Genomic DNA, 16141 nt, shown 5'->3' on the forward strand with positions numbered 1-16141 from the left:
TCTGGCGCTCCCCGCGAATGGGGGCGCCAGAGGAGATCAACATGACCAATTCTTACAGAAGCCGCGCTGGCCTCGCAGCCACCGCTGGCCTCGCCATCCCCGTCATCACCACCGCAGCCTACATGACCTTCCTTGGCGGCCCGGACGAGCGCGGCCCCGCCGTCTACTTCACCGAGCGGATGGATGACATTATCACCGTCTGGCTGACCGAGACCGTGGGCTTCGCCATCGGGATCATCGCAGCATTAGGTCTGGCAGCGCAGGCAGGCGCGGAACGGGCTTCGTGGAATGCCATCGCGTTGGGGAGCCTTGGTGGGCTCCTGTCGACAGCCATCGGCATCGCAGCGTTCCCCGGCTTCGCGACCAATGGTGAGCAGTTCCTGCCGCTCTTCATGGCCGTCCTGAACCTGTCGTTCTTCTTCTTCTTCCTCGGCAAGGCCGCAACGGCGCTTGGTGTGCTGGGCCTTGGCATCGAACTCGTCCGCAGGGGCGGCGGCATTGGCAAGGTCGTCGGCCTGCTGGCTGTCCTTGCAGGCCTCGTCGGCGGAGCGATCAACATCGTCGCGATGGGCTCGGGTCTCGACCTCGTCATGCCCGCTGGGCTCACCGGCGTGATCGCCACAGTGGTCGGTGCGGTCGCCGCGTTCCTGATTACCCGTCAGGCTCCTCAGGGGGCGGAGTAAAGAAAAGCCGCCGGGGCAGGCGCTCCGGCGGCTCTCTAGACTTCTCAGCGAAGTGGCTACTCGACGATCTGGGTCGTCACTTCGTAGTTGTCCTTCATGCAAGGGTAGCCCTTGGCAGGGGTCGGTGCGGCGATGGCCAGCATGACCGCTTTTTCCACCGGCGCGCTGACGTTGGGATACTCGGCGAGGACCTCCTTGGAGGCTCCTGCCCAGTCGTCTGCGGCGAGCTTCACGCCGCTGCCGTTCCAGATGCCAGGATCGGCCATTGGCACGAGGTTCACCGTCCCCGCCTTCACCTGAAAGACCGGCGCAGGGCTCACGCACGCGAAGCGCAAGTTCGAGTAGTAGTCGATGAAGCTGTGGCTCGGTAGGATGTAGGATCCCGCTGGCACCCTCTGAACGACGAGGCTGTCGCCCGACACGTCGACATACTCTGAGTAGTTGCCGTCCGCCTTCTGTGTGTCCGGGTCCACCGAGACGAGGTGCACGTGGCCCGTCGCATTCGGCAGGATCACCAGCGCATCCGGCGATGAGGCGCTATACGGAGTGTCCTTCGGCAGGCCTGAAGCACAGGCGGTCAGCGTGAGGGCGGCCAAGCCCAGTGCGAGATGTTTGATCGTCATGAGGTGCCCTTTCCTCGCCGCGTCTTGATGCGCGGTGTTTCTTCCCGGGGGTCAGGAAACCCCAAGCCTCTCGGCGTGGCAAGCGTCAGCGGCGGGCTCGGAAGAAGCTCCTGAGCATCTCAGCGCTCTCGTCCGCGAACATGCCGCCAGTCACGTCCGGTCGGTGGTGGAACGTCGCCTGCTCGAAGAGCTTCGGGCCGTGCTCCACCGCGCCGCCCTTCGGGTCGGAGGCTCCGTAGACGAGGCGGGCGATCCGGGCGTGGCTGATCGCGCCTGCGCACATGGCGCAGGGCTCGAGGGTGACGACGAGGGTGCAGCCGGGGAGGCGGTAGTTGCCGAGCGCTTCGGCAGCCTTCCGCATGGCGACGATCTCGGCATGGGCGGTCGGATCGTGCGCTCCGATCGGGCCGTTTGCGCCTTCCGCGATGACGTCGCCTTCGGGGCCAAGCACCACGGCGCCTACAGGGACCTCGCCCGCCTCGGCGGCGCGCGCGGCAGCCTCGAGCGCTAGTCTCATCGCTTCTTCAACGGTCATGGCGCGGGCCCTAGCCTCAGCGCATCTTGGAGAGAAGGTTCACCGGGGTGAGGCCGAAGCTTTTCTTCGGCGTGTTGTAGTCGCCGGTCAGGACTTCGTAGTGGAGATGCACGGGGATTCGGTAGCTCGCCGTGTTGCCCATGATGCCGAGGTGGCTGCCAAGCTTCACCTGACGGCCTTCCTTCGCTGCGCTCGTTGCGGAAGCGAGGTGGGCGTAGCGGGTGTAGACGCCCCTGCCGTGGTCGATCAGCACGAAGGTGCCGTAGTCATCGCGGTAGCCTGCCTCGACCACTGTCCCTCCGGCTGCTGCAACCACGGGCCCCGCCGGCTGGCTCTGGAAATCCATGCCCTTGTGAAGCCTGCCGTTGCGATTGCCGTAGTTGGAGCTGAGACAACTGCCCGGTGCCGGGTTCACGAGAAGCCGGACACCATTCACCGTCGCGAACGTCTTGTAGCCCCGAACATTGCCCTCGCCATCGACGGAGGGGGCATTGCTGACCTTCTGCCGGGGACAGAGGCTCAGCGAAGCCTCGGGCCTGAACCCGACCGCCGCGCCAGCTGGAGCGGAGGTTGTTCCCGATGAGGACGGCCCTGACGACGCACAGGATGCGGCCATCGTGACAGCCAGAAACAGTGCGGGAGCTCTCAGACAGAAACGGACCATGCCGGAAGCGCACCATAATGGTTAACCGATAGCAACCTGACAGCGCGGCTCAGGCACCGTTTCGCCAGGGATTTCCGCGGGGAATCGGCCCGAAACCGTCAAATTCGCGAAGGCGCGCCGTTCTGGAGAACAAGCGTGTCCGGGCATGCATTCGACTTATTGACGCGCGCCGCACATCCCTTAGATACGCCATTAGCAGCCGCGGCGCGTGAGTGCTAAAACCGGCTGCCAACGTTTAGAAACCTGAGAACTCTGGAGAGCAACATGGCTTTCAGACCGCTTCATGACCGTGTCCTCGTTCGTCGTGTCGAAGAAGACGAGAAGACCGCGGGCGGCATCATCATCCCCGATAGCGCCAAGGAAAAACCGCAACAGGGCGAAGTCGTCTCTGTCGGCTCCGGCGCACGCTCCGAGAACGGCGACATCACCCCGCTCGACGTCTCGGCTGGCGACAAGATCCTGTTCGGCAAATGGTCCGGCACGGAAGTCAAAGTCGACGGTGAGGACCTCCTCATCATGAAGGAAAGCGACATCCTCGGCATCCTCGGCTGAGCCCTCGCACCTTCCCAACACCCTTAGAATACTAGGAGAATCAACATGGCAGCTAAAGAAGTCCGCTTCGAAGCCGATGCCCGCGAGAAGATGCTCAAAGGCGTCGATATCCTCGCCAACGCCGTCAAAGTGACCCTCGGCCCGAAAGGCCGCAACGTCGTCATCGAGAAATCCTTCGGCGCTCCGCGCGTCACCAAGGACGGTGTCTCGGTCGCCAAAGAGATCGAGCTCGAAGACAAGTTCGAGAACATGGGCGCCCAGATGGTCAAGGAAGTCGCTTCCAAGACCAACGACATCGCAGGTGACGGTACGACCACCGCGACCGTGCTCGCCCAAGCCATCGTCAAGGAAGGCGCCAAGTCCGTCGCCGCCGGCATGAACCCGATGGACCTCAAGCGCGGCATCGACACCGCCGTCCTGCGCGTCCTCGACACCATCAAGTCGAACGCCACCCCGGTGGAAGGCTCGCAAGGCATCACCCAGGTCGGCACCATCTCGGCCAACGGCGAAGCCTCGATCGGCGAAATGATCGCCCACGCGATGGATAAAGTCGGCAACGAAGGTGTCATCACGGTCGAAGAGTCGAAGACGGCTGAAACCGAACTCGACGTCGTCGAAGGCATGCAGTTCGACCGCGGCTACCTCTCGCCGTACTTCGTCACCAATGCCGAGAAGATGGCCGTTGAGCTCGAAGACCCGTTCATCCTGCTCCATGAGAAGAAACTCTCGAACCTGCAGGCCATGCTGCCGCTCCTCGAGTCGGTTGTTCAGTCCTCGCGTCCGCTGCTCATCATTGCAGAAGACGTTGAAGGCGAAGCGCTCGCGACTCTCGTCGTCAACAAGCTCCGCGGCGGCCTGAAAGTCGCTGCCGTGAAGGCTCCGGGCTTCGGCGACCGCCGTAAAGCCATGCTCGAAGACATCGCGATCCTCACCGGTGGCCAGGTCGTCTCCGAAGACCTCGGCATCAAGCTCGAGAATGTCGGCCTCGACATGCTCGGCACGGCGAAGCGCGTCGTCATCAACAAAGACGACACGACCATCGTCGACGGCGTTGGCGAGAAGTCGGACATCGAAGCACGGACCGCACAGATCCGCGCCCAGATCGAAGAGACCTCGTCGGACTATGACCGCGAGAAGCTGCAAGAGCGTCTCGCGAAACTCGCTGGCGGTGTTGCTGTCATCAAGGTCGGCGGCGCTACCGAAGTCGAAGTCAAAGAGCGTAAGGACCGCGTCGATGACGCCCTGAACGCAACCCGCGCTGCCGTCGAAGAAGGCATCGTCCCGGGTGGCGGCACGGCTCTTCTCTACGCATCGAAGTCGCTCGACGGCCTCACCGGTGAGAACGCTGATCAGGATGCAGGCATCCAGATCATCCGTCGCGCCCTTCAGGCTCCGCTGCGCCAGATCGTCGAGAACGCTGGCAATGAAGGTTCGATCGTCGTCGGCAAGCTCCTCGAGCAAGGCGACGTGAAGTTCGGCTTCAACGCACAGACCGAAGAGTATGGCGACCTCCTCGACATGGGCATCGTGGACCCGGCGAAAGTCGTCCGCACCGCCCTTCAGGACGCAGCCTCGGTTGCTGGTCTCCTCATCACGACGGAAGCCATGATCGCCGACGCGCCGAAGAAAGACGGCGGCGCTGCTCCGGCCATGCCCGACATGGGCGGCATGGGCGGCATGATGTAAGCCGAGCCCTACGGCTAGAATTAGGAAAGGGCGGCCTTCGGGCCGCCCTTTTTCTTTGGCAGGTGCACGTCCAAAATGCTGCGCCTGCGAAGAGAAATGGGGTGCAGTTCCGCTCAGGAGAGGTTTGGTGATGTATTCACTGTTCTTCTCTCACGCTATCCTTGTGGATAACGGAATCTGAACAGGATTGTGAGAAGAAAACATATCGGCACTCAAGCCCAATAGATGTGCCGTTCTTGTGCCGTTCCGCAGTCTTCGCGCTGAAAGACTTGGAATTTTCCTCTTCACAGGCTCTCGAGCTTCGTTGTAGCTTTTCGCTTCCGGGCCAGACCCGGGCGTTCTCACCATGAAGGGGAGATAGCGATGCTGAAAACGTGGCTGAAAAGGCGTCAGAACGGCGCCGACAGTGCTTCCGAGCCGGAGGCGCGCGATTACGATATCACCAGTGCCCGGCTTCCGGGCCGTTCGATCATCACCTTCGAGAAGCGTGGCGGACAGGCCGCGGCCCTCGAAGTGACCGAGCGCGGAGCGGAGATCCTTCAGGGTCTCGCAGCGGGCGCCGTGCTTTCAGAGCTCGACGAGGTGCGCGCTGCACCGGCGGGCATGAGCATGCCTCTGGTCCGTGACGAGGGTGCATCGCGGAAGGAGGCCGAGGCCTTCATCCATTCCCTCGACCTTCTCGACATGACCGAGAAGAAAGAGCTTCTGGGCGCATTGCCGCGCTGAGCTCTCTCGCTTTTGGCTGACGGGGGCGCTTTAAGCCCCCGATGCCTGAGCTTCCTGAAGTCGAAACCGTCCGCCGTGGGCTTGAGCCTGCGATGAAGGGCGCGCGGATCGTCGATGTCGACCAGCGGCGGCCTGACCTGCGTTTCCCTTTTCCCGAGCGGTTCCGCGAGAGGCTTGAGGGCGCGACCGTGATGAGCGTGGGCCGGCGAGCGAAGTTCCTCGTGATGCCCCTCGACACAGGCGAAACGCTACTCGGCCATCTCGGCATGACGGGCCGGTTCACGGTGAAACATGCGCGCCAGACCTTGGAGCCCGGCGCATTCTACGCGCCTGACCCGCCCCGGGGGCACGAGCACCTGGCGCTGACCCTCCGCCAGCCCGGCGGGGACGAGGTGTCGGTGACCTACGCGGATCCACGCCGCTTCGGGTTCTTCGAGCTGGAGAAGACAGCGACCCTCGACAGCCTGCCCCGGATGGCGAAACTCGGTCCTGAGCCACTCGGGGAGAGCTTCACGCCAGAGGCGCTGATCGACAAGGTGAGGGGACGCGCCATGCCTCTAAAGTCTGCGCTCCTCGACCAGAGCATCGTGGCCGGGCTCGGCAATATCTATGTCTGCGAGGCGCTGTTCCGGGCGGGGCTCAGCCCCAAACGCAAGGCGGGCACGCTTGGTCCGAAGCGAGCGGAGCGCCTGGTCGCGGAGATCAAGGACGTGCTCGCGGAGGCGATCGAAGCGGGCGGCTCGACGCTCAGGGACTATGCCTCGGCGGATGGCAAGGAGGGCGCATTCCAGCAGCGGTTCTTCGTTTATGACCGGGAGGGCTCGGACTGTCCGACTTGCGGGAAAGACGTGGTCCGGTACGTCCAGTCCGGACGGTCGACCTTTGCCTGTACGCAGTGTCAGAGATGAGCGGAAAAAAGGCGCGAAAACACGTTGACGCGGCTAGGCCCGATAGGTATTCGTCCGCTTCGGATTTTTGAACAAGAGGTTTCTCGAGCGAATGGCCAACACCACGTCGGCACAGAAAATGGTCCGCAAGATCGAGCGCCGTACCGCGGTCAACAAGTCGCGTCGGAGCCGTGTGCGTACCTACATCAAGAAGCTGGACACCGCCGTCGAGGCTGGCGACCAGTCGGCAGCGCAAGCCGCTCTCCGCACCGCAGAGTCGGAGATCATGCGCGCCGTTTCCAAAGGTGTGATGCACAAGAACACTGCTTCTCGTAAGGTCTCGCGCCTGAGCAAGCGCGTGAAGGCTCTCAGCGCCTAAGCGAAATTGCTCCCTTTACGGAGCAAACAATGAATTTGAGAAGGGTCGATCACCATCGGTGGCCGACCCTTTTTATTGTCCGCATGCTGAGCGAAATCGTCGTGTGGAAAACTTTGTTATCGTTATCTTGCAACGAAGATCGCCGCTTCGCCTGATTCTCCGGGATGATTTCGGAAGTGGCTGTTACTGAATCAAGCTGGCCAAACTTGCGTCATCTGCTTGTCATCTTCGCACGGAACGGTAGCTTGTTCGGAAGGCAGGCACGGGCAGGTGCCTCAATCGCACCGGGAGGAAAAAATGATCGATAAACGCACCCCCACTCCAACTGATAGATTGTTTTTTAACCTTTCTTCCGGGTGCGTCCTTTTCGACATTTCCAGACTGGATCCTTCTTTTTCCTGTGGACAGTAAGCGCCCTCGGCGCATAGGTAGTTGAGGTCGACGGGCGTCGGCAGCTTCTCAAAACTAGACCCCTCCGCGGCCGCGCAAACGGCCGAACACCTTTCTATTGTGAAGGCAACGATGCAGAACGCTCAGCGCACGCACAAATTCTCTGAATTCAAATCGCACCTGAAGGAGCAGTTCGGCCCCGCGGTGTACGACAGCTATTTCCAGCGCATGTCCCTTGCCGAGCACGGGGACGATCATGTAACCTTTTGCGTACCGACCCGGTTTTCGGCTTCGCTGATCTCCCAGCGCTATGCCGTGCGTATGCGTGAGATGTGGTCGGAGCGCGTCCAACCCGTCAGCAGGCTGAGCGTTAAGGGCGCGCAGGAACTTGGTTCGGCAATGCGCGGCGCAGCTATGGTGCAAGAAACGGTCCCTCAGGCAGTAAACGCCGCTCCCGCGGCTCCTGCTCCTGTGGCTGTCCCGAAGGCGGCACCCAAGCCTGAGCGTCCGAGCTTTGATGCTGAAGGCGCGAGTACCTTTGCTCTTGGCATGACGCTGGAACGTTTCTGTACGAACGAAACGAACAGCCTTGCGTTCCGTGCGGCCATGAAGCTGCTGGATACGCCAAACCCAATGGTGACGACGGTCCACGGGCCTGCAGGCCGGGGCAAGACGCACCTTCTGAACGCTGTCGGCCAGGAGTGGCTGCGCCGTCATCCTGGCGACAACGTCCTCTACCTCACCTATGACGCCCTCATGGCGGATATGTGTGAGGCCTTCATCTCGAAGAGCTACCGCGAGCTGCGCACGTTCCTTCAAAACACGGACGTTCTTCTTGTCGATGACATCCAGCTCCTGCGGGGTCGCAAACGGACCCAGGAAGAGCTTGACTGCCTGATCGACAAGCTGCGCGCCGCTGGAAAGCGCGTCATGGTCGCTTCGTCCATGCCGCCTGCACAGCTGGCCGAGACAGGTATCTCGCAACGGCTTGCCAGCCGCCTTGCTGGTGGTCTCAGCGTTTCGGTCGGCAAGCCTGACCTTGCGCTCCGTACAAAGATTGCCCGTCAGTTCTCGGCTGAGGCTGAAGAGAGCGCTGGCGCGCCGATCCCGCAGCGCCACCTCGAATTCATCGCCCGCCGCTGCGAAGACTCGGTGCGTGAGCTTGAAGGTGCGCTTGGCCTGATCCAGGTAGCCAATGAGGCGAAGGCCGAGCTTGGCCAGGAACTCGACGACGACAGCATGCGCAAGCTCCTTTCGGAGCATATGAGCAAGCAGAAGCCTGCTGTGACTGCAGAAGCGATCTTCGACTACACGATCGAGACCTTCGGCCTCTCCAAGGACGACCTTCTCAGCCGCTCGCGCAAGCAGCCGATCGTCCGTGCACGTCACGCCTTCTGCTTTGCTGTCCGTAAGCTGACGGATACGCCTCTGACAGCCATTGGTTCCATGATCGGGCGTGATCACACAACAGTCATGCATTCGATCAAGACCGCCGAAATCCTCGCCAGCACGGACCCGAAGTTCGGAAGCCGGATTTCCGAGATCTTCGACGAATTCGACCGCGATTGAGGACATCTTTCGCGGCTGATGCTCTAGCGCCAGCGCTCATCCTATGCTGATGTCAGGCCCCCCGTTTGAGTCGGGGGAGCCGGCCATAAGAAGGAGTGGCGCCACGTGAAAGTCACCATCGAGCGCGGAACGCTGTTGCGGGCCCTGTCGCACGTTCAGTCTGTTGTTGAGCGCCGGAACACGATCCCGATTCTCTCGAATGTCCTCCTGCGTGCTGAGGGCGGAACACTTTCGCTCACGGCAACGGACCTCGACATAGAGATCGTCGAAGAGGTCCCCGCCGATGCCGAGCAGCCCGGCGCGGTCACGGCGGCCGCGGTCACTCTCTTCGACATCGTCAAGAAACTCCCTGACGGCACGCAGGTGTCGCTGGAGAAGACCGGTGGCGGTCGGCTCCAGCTGACGGCAGGCACGTCGGACTTCTCTCTGGCCGTTCTGCCCGAAGACGATTTCCCATCCCTCCCGCAAGCCGATAACGGCCAGCGCTTCTCGGTTCCCACCGGCGATCTCGCGCGGCTGATCGACAAGGCCCGCTTCGCGATGAGCCAGGAGGAGACGCGGTACTACCTCAACGGCATCTACCTCCACGCCTTCGAAGATGGCGGCGAGAAGAGCCTGCGCGCCGTGGCCACCGATGGTCACCGCCTCGCGCGGATCGATGCCGACCTTCCTCCCGGTGCTGAAGGCCTTGAAGGGATCATCATCCCGCGAAAGGCCGTGCTCGAGCTGCGTCGCCTGCTCGATGATGCCGGCGAAGAGGTCGAGATGCTGGTCGCTGCTGGCCGCGTGCGGTTCGCCTTTGACGACATAGCTTTGACGACGAAGCTTATCGATGGGACGTTCCCGGACTATGCGCGGGTTATTCCGCAGGGGAACGACAAGATCATGCGCGTCGCGCCCGGTGAGTTCGCCAAGTCCGTGGACCGTGTCTCCACCGTCTCGGCCGACAAGACGCGCTCGGTGAAGCTGGCGCTCGAAGGCGATATGCTGCGCCTCAACGTCAATAGCCCTGAGACCGGGACAGCGACCGAGGATCTCGGTGTCGACTATCCCGGTGAGGCGATCGAGATCGGCTTCAACGCCAGGTACCTCCTCGATATCACCTCCCAGATCGACGGCGAAACCATGAGCTTCGCGCTCGCGGATACGGCGTCCCCGACGGTGGTCAGTGATGCGGATGACGAGCGTGCGCTCTACGTCCTGATGCCGCTCCGCGTCTGACGGTCAGTATGCGGCGCATCACCGGGCTGACGCTCAGGGACATCCGTTCCTACGAGGCCTTCGATGCGAAGCTCTCCGGGCGCTCGGTGGTGATCACCGGCGCCAATGGTGCAGGCAAGACGAACCTTCTTGAGACCCTGACGCTCTTCGGTGCGGGCAGGGGCCTTCGCGGCGCGAAGCTCTCCGATGTCGTGCGGCAGGGCGCGACCTCGCCTCCGGGTGCCGCGATCACTCTGTCTGCGGAGGATGAAGACCCGCTCCGCCTCATCGTGCAGATCACCCCGCCGCGCCACGACAAGCGCGAGGTCAAGATCGACGGCGAGCCGGTGAAGCAGGCTTCGGCGCTAGCGGAGATCATCCGCTTTCTGTGGCTGATCCCTGCCATGGACCGGCTCTTCATGGATGCGCCCTCCGAGCGGCGGCGGTTCCTCGACAGGATCGCTGCCGCCGGGGACAGCAGCCACGCGGGCGTTGCCGCACGCTACGAAAAGGCGATGCGCCAACGGGCGGCTCTTCTGGATCAGGGCGGTGATCCCTCGCTCCTCACGCTGTTCGAGCAGGAGATGGCCGAGGCCGGCGTCGTTCTCGCAGAGAACAGGCAACAGACGGCACAGAGCCTCGCCGAAGGCTACGAAGCCCTGCGCGAGGAAGCCTTTCCGCGGGCAGGCGTGCTGATCGAGGGCGATCTCGAACGGATGCTGCAGAGCGAGGGCCGGGCGAGGGCGCAGGATGTCTTTCAGGAGCGCCTCGCTCGCAACCGGCGGGTGGACCGGGACGCCAAGCGCACCCTCTTCGGTCCTCATCGTTCAGACCTCCACGTGACCCATCTTGGCAAGGACATGCCCGCAAAGTTCTGCTCCACCGGCGAGCAGAAGGCGCTCCTGATCGGCCTGATCCTCGCGCGTGCCGAAGCCGCCAAAACGAAGCCTGGAAGCCTTGTCCTGCTCCTCGACGAGATCGTCGCGCATCTCGACGAGACGCGGCGGAAAGCGCTTGCGGAGACCCTCGACAGGCTGGGGCTTCAGGCTTTCCTGACGGGCACCGATCCAGACGCTTTCGCACCCTTTTTGGACCGGATGGACCACCTCCGGCCCGATGCATCTGGCGAACCCGTAACCTTCTGAAATGGAACGGAAAATGAGCCTCGTTTCACGGCTCTTTGGGCTTGGGTTCAGGGGCGAAAATGCCTATGTTTCAAGGGAATCAGACGATCCCAATTGCAAGGTGTATGCGCATGGCCTCCGAGGCTGCCGATAACAACGAAAACAACATGGCTGGCGACGAATACGGCGCGGATTCCATCAAGGTTCTCAAAGGTCTGGATGCGGTCCGTAAGCGTCCTGGCATGTATATCGGCGACACCGATGATGGCTCGGGCCTGCACCACATGGTCTACGAGGTCGTGGACAATGCGATCGACGAGGCGCTGGCGGGCCACTGCGACACGATCCACGTTATTCTGAACGATGATGGCTCGGTGACAGTGCGCGACAATGGCCGCGGCATCCCGACCGCGATGCACCCTGAGGAAGGGGTCTCGGCGGCGCAGGTCATCATGACCCAGCTCCACGCGGGCGGTAAGTTCGACCAGAACAGCTACAAGGTCTCCGGCGGCCTCCACGGGGTCGGCGTCTCGGTGGTGAACGCGCTCTCGAAGAAGCTGACCCTCAAGATCTGGCGCGGCGGCAAGGCCCACGAGATGACCTTCACCCATGGTGACGCCGACGAGGACCTAAAGGTTACGGGCGACACGGATCAATCGGGTACGGAGGTCACCTTCCTCCCGAGCGAAGAGACGTTCACGCAAGTTGAGTTCGACTTCGAGACGCTGGAGCGTCGCCTGCGCGAGCTCGCGTTCCTGAACTCCGGTGTGAAGATTGTCCTCGCGGACCGGCGCCACGCCGAGCCGAAGGAACTTGAGCTTCACTATGATGGTGGGCTGATTGAGTTCGTTCGCCACATCGACGCTTCGAAACAGGCGCTCGTCAGTGAGCCGATCACCATGATGGCGGAGAAGGACGGCATCACAGTTGAAGTCGCCATGTGGTGGAACGACAGCTACCACGAAAAAGTTCTGACGTTCACGAACAATATCCCCCAGCGCGATGGCGGCACGCACCTTGCTGGTTTCCGCGCGGCGCTCACCCGAGTCGTGAACGGCTACGCGTCGAGCTCGGGCCTTCTGAAGAAGGAAAAGGTTTCGCTCTCAGGGGACGACGCGCGCGAAGGCTTGACGGCGATCGTGTCGGTTAAGGTTCCTGATCCGAAGTTCAGCTCACAGACGAAGGACAAGCTGGTCTCGTCGGAAGTCCGACCGGTGGTCGAGAACATTGTGGGCCAAGAGCTCGGCACCTGGTTCGAGGAGCATCCGGCCGAGGCCAAGAAGCTCGTCAGCAAGGTGATCGAAGCCGCCGCTGCGCGCGAGGCTGCGCGTAAGGCGCGGGAGCTGACCCGGCGCAAGGGCGCGCTCGATGTCTCCTCGCTGCCCGGCAAGCTGGCGGACTGCCAGGAAAGGGACCCGGCCAAGTCAGAGCTCTTCATCGTCGAGGGTGACTCGGCAGGCGGCTCCGCGAAACAGGCGCGGAACCGGGAGAACCAGGCGATCCTGCCCCTCAAGGGCAAGATCCTGAATGTCGAACGGGCACGGTTCGACAAGATGCTGTCGAGCCAGGAAGTCGGCACACTGATCACTGCGCTCGGAACGGGCATCGGGCGCGACGATTTCAACATCGACAAGCTGCGCTACCACAAGATCGTCATCATGACCGACGCCGACGTCGACGGTGCGCACATCAGGACCCTGCTCCTGACCTTCTTCTTCCGTCAGATGCCGGAAGTCATTCGCCGCGGGCACCTCTATATTGCCCAGCCGCCGCTCTACCGGGCGGAGAAGGGTAAATCGGCTCAATACCTCCTCGATGAGAAGGCGCTGTCCGATTATCTTTATGCGGAGGGTATCGACAACACGGTGCTCGTGACCCATGAGGGTGAGCAGCGTATCGGCCGTGACCTTCAGGACTTGATCGAGAAGAGCCGTGCCGTGGCCCAGCGGGTCGAGAGCTTCCCGGCCTGGATCAGGCGCGACGTCCTCGTGCTCGCAGCGCTTGAAGGTGTTCTGGGTGCTGACGAGCCTTCTGAAGCTGCCCTGACGGCCCTCGCCGAGCGCCTCGACGGTATCTCGGAAGAGTATGAGCGCGGCTGGTCTGCGCGCCTTGAAGAGGGCGGCGATGTCGTCCTTGCCCGTGACGTACGCGGTGTGCGCGAGGCTTACGTCCTCTCCGAAGAGCTTCGGGTCGGCGCCGATGCGCGCAGGCTTGCTGCGGATGCGGAGGAAATTCGCGACGCCTTTGTCGGACCCGCCACGATCAAGCGCGGTGAAAAGGAAGAGATCGTCTACGGACCGCTCGATTTCCTTGAAGCCCTGCGCGCGTTCGGAGGGAAGGGCATCACGCTCCAGCGCTATAAGGGTCTGGGCGAAATGAACCCGGAGCAGCTCTGGGAGACGACCCTCGACTCCAATGCGCGGCAACTCCTCCAGGTGCAGATCGAAGAGGCCGACCGGGCCGATGAGACCTTCACCAAGCTGATGGGCGACGTGGTCGAGCCGCGGAAGCACTTCATCCAGAGCCGTGCGCTTGAGGCGGAGCTTGATCTCTAGCCTGACGCGACGTCGCGGCGCGGTCGGAATTCGTGCCGCCGCGCCTACATCTGCCTGATGGCGAGGACTGTCCCCACCGAAGACGCGCAGCTGCCGGAGCGGTTCGAGCAATGGTTTGCATCGCGCGGATGGCAGCCTCGCGAGCACCAGCTCGATGTTCTGCGCGCGATGGAGGCGGGTGAGAGCAGCCTGCTGATCGCCCCGACCGGGGGCGGGAAGACGCTTGCGGGGTTCCTTCCGAGTCTGGTCGAGCTGTCCGAAGTTCCGAAAAACGAACGGTCGCTCCACACCCTCTACATCTCTCCGCTGAAAGCGCTGGCTGTCGATATTGCGCGCAACCTTGAGGCTCCGATTGCGGAGATGGGGCTTCCCGTCGTGGTCGAGAGCCGGACGGGCGACACGAAGCAATCCGTGCGCCAGCGGCAGAGGACGGCGCCGCCGGATATCCTGCTGACGACGCCGGAGCAGCTGTCCCTGCTGCTCGCCCATCCGAGTGCGGATAGTCTTTTCTCAGGTCTCAGAACCGTCGTGCTCGATGAGCTCCACGCCCTGCGGAAGTCGAAGCGCGGGGACCTTCTCTCGCTCGATCTTGCGCGGATCAGGATGCTGGCGCCGCAGGTCAGGACGATCGGCCTCTCCGCGACGGTTGATGACCCGGTGCCGCTGCAGCGCTTCCTCGTGGACCAGGACGGGACGGATGAAGCGCTCAGCCAGCTGATCATCGGAAAGGGCGAGGCGAAGGCAAGTGTCACTGTCCTGACGCCCGAGGACGATATTCCATGGTCGGGGCACTCCGGGCGGCATAGCTTCGAGAAGATCTACGAGCTGATCGGTCAGCATACGACGACTCTCATTTTCACCAACACCAGGAGCCAGGCAGAGGTCTGCTTTCAGGAGCTTTGGCGGATGAATGAGGAGAACCTGCCCATCGGTCTCCACCACGGCTCCCTTGAACGCGAGCAGCGGGAGCGGGTGGAAGCAGCGATGGTGGCGGGTACACTGAAGGCTGTGGTGTGCACCGCGACCCTCGATATGGGGATCGACTGGGGAGCCGTCGACCTCTGCATCTGCCTCGGCGCACCCAAGGGCGCGGCACGGCTGGTCCAGCGGATCGGGCGGTCGAATCACCGGATGGATGAGCCCTCGCGGGCGATCCTCGTGCCTGCAAACAGGTTCGAGGTGCTCGAATGTGTGGCGGCAAAACAGGCTGTGGATCAAGGGCTTCTGGATGGTGAGCCTTACAAGGAAGGCGCTCTCGACGTGCTCTGCCAGCACATTTGGGGCATGGCGGCGGCGGAGCCCTTTCACCCCGACAACCTCTACCGCGAGGTGATTTCGGCTGCTTCGTACAGGAACCTGACCCGTGAGACCTTTGACGAGGCGCTGGAGTTCGTGGCGACCGGCGGTTACGCGATGCGGGCGTATGACAGGTTCCGGCGGATCGTGAAGATGCCGGACGGCCGTATGCGGATCAAGGATGCACGCACGGCGCAGCTCTACCGGATGAACGCCGGCACGATCATCGACCTGCCGAGCTATAATGTCCGTCTGGGGAGGATGTCCCGCACCGATGGCAGGCCGAAGGCGCCGCGGGGAGGGCGTAAGCTCGGCACGATCGAAGAATGGTTCCTGAGCCAGATTACGCCCGGCGACACGTTCATCTTCGCCGGGGAAGTCCTGCGCTATGAGGGCGTCCAGGACATGGATGTCTACGTGACCAAGGCGACGGGCGAAGATGTGAAGATCCCGAGCTGGCAGGGCTCCAAGTTCCCCCTGTCGAGCTTCCTTGCCAACTCCGTCCGCACGATGGTCAGTGAGCCGAAGACCTGGAAGGCCCTACCGGAGCCTGTTTCGGAGTGGCTCTCCCTTCAGGAGCTGAAATCCTATCTTCCGCAGCCGGATGAGCTACTGATCGAGACCTTCGCAAGGGGCGGAAAGCACTATCTCGTCTGCTATCCCTTTGACGGGCGTATTGCGCACCAATCGCTCGGGACCCTCGTCACCCGGAGGCTTGAGCGGATGGGTCTGCAGCCGCTCGGTTTCTGCCCGACCGAGTATGCTCTGTCCGTCTGGATGCGGAACGATCCCTCGGACCTCGATATGAACGAGGTGTTTGAGCCTGACCTTTTGGGCGAGGATCTGGATCTCTGGCTTGCGGATGCGCAGCTTATGAAGCGCACCTTCAGGAACGTTGCCATGATTGCGGGCATGATCGAGCGCAATCATCCGGGTCAGGAGAAAAACGGGCGCCAGGTCAGCTTCTCCGCGGGGCTGATTTATGACGTCCTGCGGGAGCACCAGCCTGACCATATCCTCCTCAAGGCGGCATGGAATGATGCCTCGTCCGGGTTCCTCGATATTGGCAGGCTCTCCGATCTCCTCGCGCGGATCAGCGGCAATCTCGTGCACAAGCGGCTGGAGCGGGTCTCGCCGCTGGCTGTGCCCGTCATGATGGAAGCGGGTCGCGAGACCATTGCCGGGGCGGCGAACGAGGCGATCCTCGAGGATCTGGAACGGGACCTTCTCGAAGAGATGGAGAGAGGCTAGGCTACCTTGAGAAGAGGGAAC

General features: G+C 62.5%; 14 protein-coding genes. 11 read left to right on the forward strand and 3 right to left on the reverse strand.

Features of this window, described 5'->3' with window-relative positions:
* Positions 1–41: 41 nt before the first annotated feature.
* Entirely contained in the window at positions 42–683 is a 642-nt protein-coding gene (locus HK107_RS14960) for a hypothetical protein (RefSeq protein ID WP_173201237.1), read from the forward strand.
* A gap of 56 nt (positions 684–739) precedes the next feature.
* Here the strand turns inward: HK107_RS14960 and HK107_RS14965 are convergent, their stop codons facing one another.
* The 3 genes from HK107_RS14965 to HK107_RS14975 all read right to left on the reverse strand — a co-directional run bounded on the left by HK107_RS14965 (position 740) and on the right by HK107_RS14975 (position 2505).
* Positions 740–1306, reverse strand: coding sequence for a hypothetical protein (locus tag HK107_RS14965; RefSeq protein ID WP_173201239.1), 567 nt, complete (start codon positions 1304–1306; stop codon positions 740–742).
* Between the two features lie 85 nt (positions 1307–1391).
* Positions 1392–1841: a tRNA adenosine(34) deaminase TadA gene (gene tadA / locus HK107_RS14970; protein WP_233061533.1), complete on the reverse strand. Its 450-nt coding sequence runs from the start codon at positions 1839–1841 to the stop codon at positions 1392–1394.
* Positions 1842–1857: 16 nt separating this feature from the next.
* Positions 1858–2505, reverse strand: a complete 648-nt coding sequence (locus HK107_RS14975) for a M23 family metallopeptidase (RefSeq protein WP_173201241.1) — start codon at positions 2503–2505, stop codon at positions 1858–1860.
* A gap of 264 nt (positions 2506–2769) precedes the next feature.
* Here HK107_RS14975 and groES point away from each other — a divergent pair, with 264 nt between their 5' ends.
* The 10 genes from groES (at position 2770) to HK107_RS15025 (ending at position 16120) form a co-directional block, all read left to right on the forward strand.
* A complete protein-coding gene (groES, locus tag HK107_RS14980; protein ID WP_173201243.1) occupies positions 2770–3057 on the forward strand; it encodes a co-chaperone GroES in 288 nt (95 codons plus the stop codon).
* Positions 3058–3102: 45 nt separating this feature from the next.
* Positions 3103–4743, forward strand: a complete 1641-nt coding sequence (gene groL, locus HK107_RS14985) for a chaperonin GroEL (protein WP_173201245.1) — start codon at positions 3103–3105, stop codon at positions 4741–4743.
* Positions 4744–5106: 363 nt separating this feature from the next.
* Positions 5107–5469, forward strand: coding sequence for a hypothetical protein (locus HK107_RS14990; RefSeq protein ID WP_173201247.1), 363 nt, complete (start codon positions 5107–5109; stop codon positions 5467–5469).
* Positions 5470–5510: 41 nt separating this feature from the next.
* Positions 5511–6377 (forward strand): bifunctional DNA-formamidopyrimidine glycosylase/DNA-(apurinic or apyrimidinic site) lyase, encoded by an 867-nt coding sequence (gene mutM, locus HK107_RS14995; protein ID WP_173201249.1) that lies wholly within the window; start codon positions 5511–5513, stop codon positions 6375–6377.
* A 91-nt stretch (positions 6378–6468) separates the two neighbouring features.
* Entirely contained in the window at positions 6469–6735 is a 267-nt protein-coding gene (gene rpsT, locus HK107_RS15000; protein ID WP_173201252.1) for a 30S ribosomal protein S20, read from the forward strand.
* 522 nt (positions 6736–7257) lie between these two features.
* Complete coding sequence (locus HK107_RS15005; protein ID WP_173201254.1) at positions 7258–8694, forward strand: DnaA ATPase domain-containing protein; 1437 nt, start codon at positions 7258–7260, stop codon at positions 8692–8694.
* Between the two features lie 105 nt (positions 8695–8799).
* On the forward strand, positions 8800–9915 hold the full coding sequence (gene dnaN, locus HK107_RS15010; RefSeq protein ID WP_173201256.1) for a DNA polymerase III subunit beta: 1116 nt from the start codon (positions 8800–8802) through the stop codon (positions 9913–9915).
* An 8-nt stretch (positions 9916–9923) separates the two neighbouring features.
* A complete protein-coding gene (gene recF / locus HK107_RS15015) occupies positions 9924–11039 on the forward strand; it encodes a DNA replication/repair protein RecF (protein ID WP_173201258.1) in 1116 nt (371 codons plus the stop codon).
* Between the two features lie 110 nt (positions 11040–11149).
* Positions 11150–13573, forward strand: coding sequence for a DNA topoisomerase (ATP-hydrolyzing) subunit B (gene gyrB / locus HK107_RS15020; RefSeq protein ID WP_173201260.1), 2424 nt, complete (start codon positions 11150–11152; stop codon positions 13571–13573).
* 57 nt (positions 13574–13630) lie between these two features.
* Positions 13631–16120: a ligase-associated DNA damage response DEXH box helicase gene (locus tag HK107_RS15025; RefSeq protein WP_173201262.1), complete on the forward strand. Its 2490-nt coding sequence runs from the start codon at positions 13631–13633 to the stop codon at positions 16118–16120.
* The last annotated feature ends 21 nt before the right edge of the window (positions 16121–16141 follow it).

This window comes from Parvularcula mediterranea (assembly GCF_013085255.1).
GTDB classification, from domain to species: Bacteria; Pseudomonadota; Alphaproteobacteria; order Caulobacterales; family Parvularculaceae; genus Parvularcula; species Parvularcula mediterranea.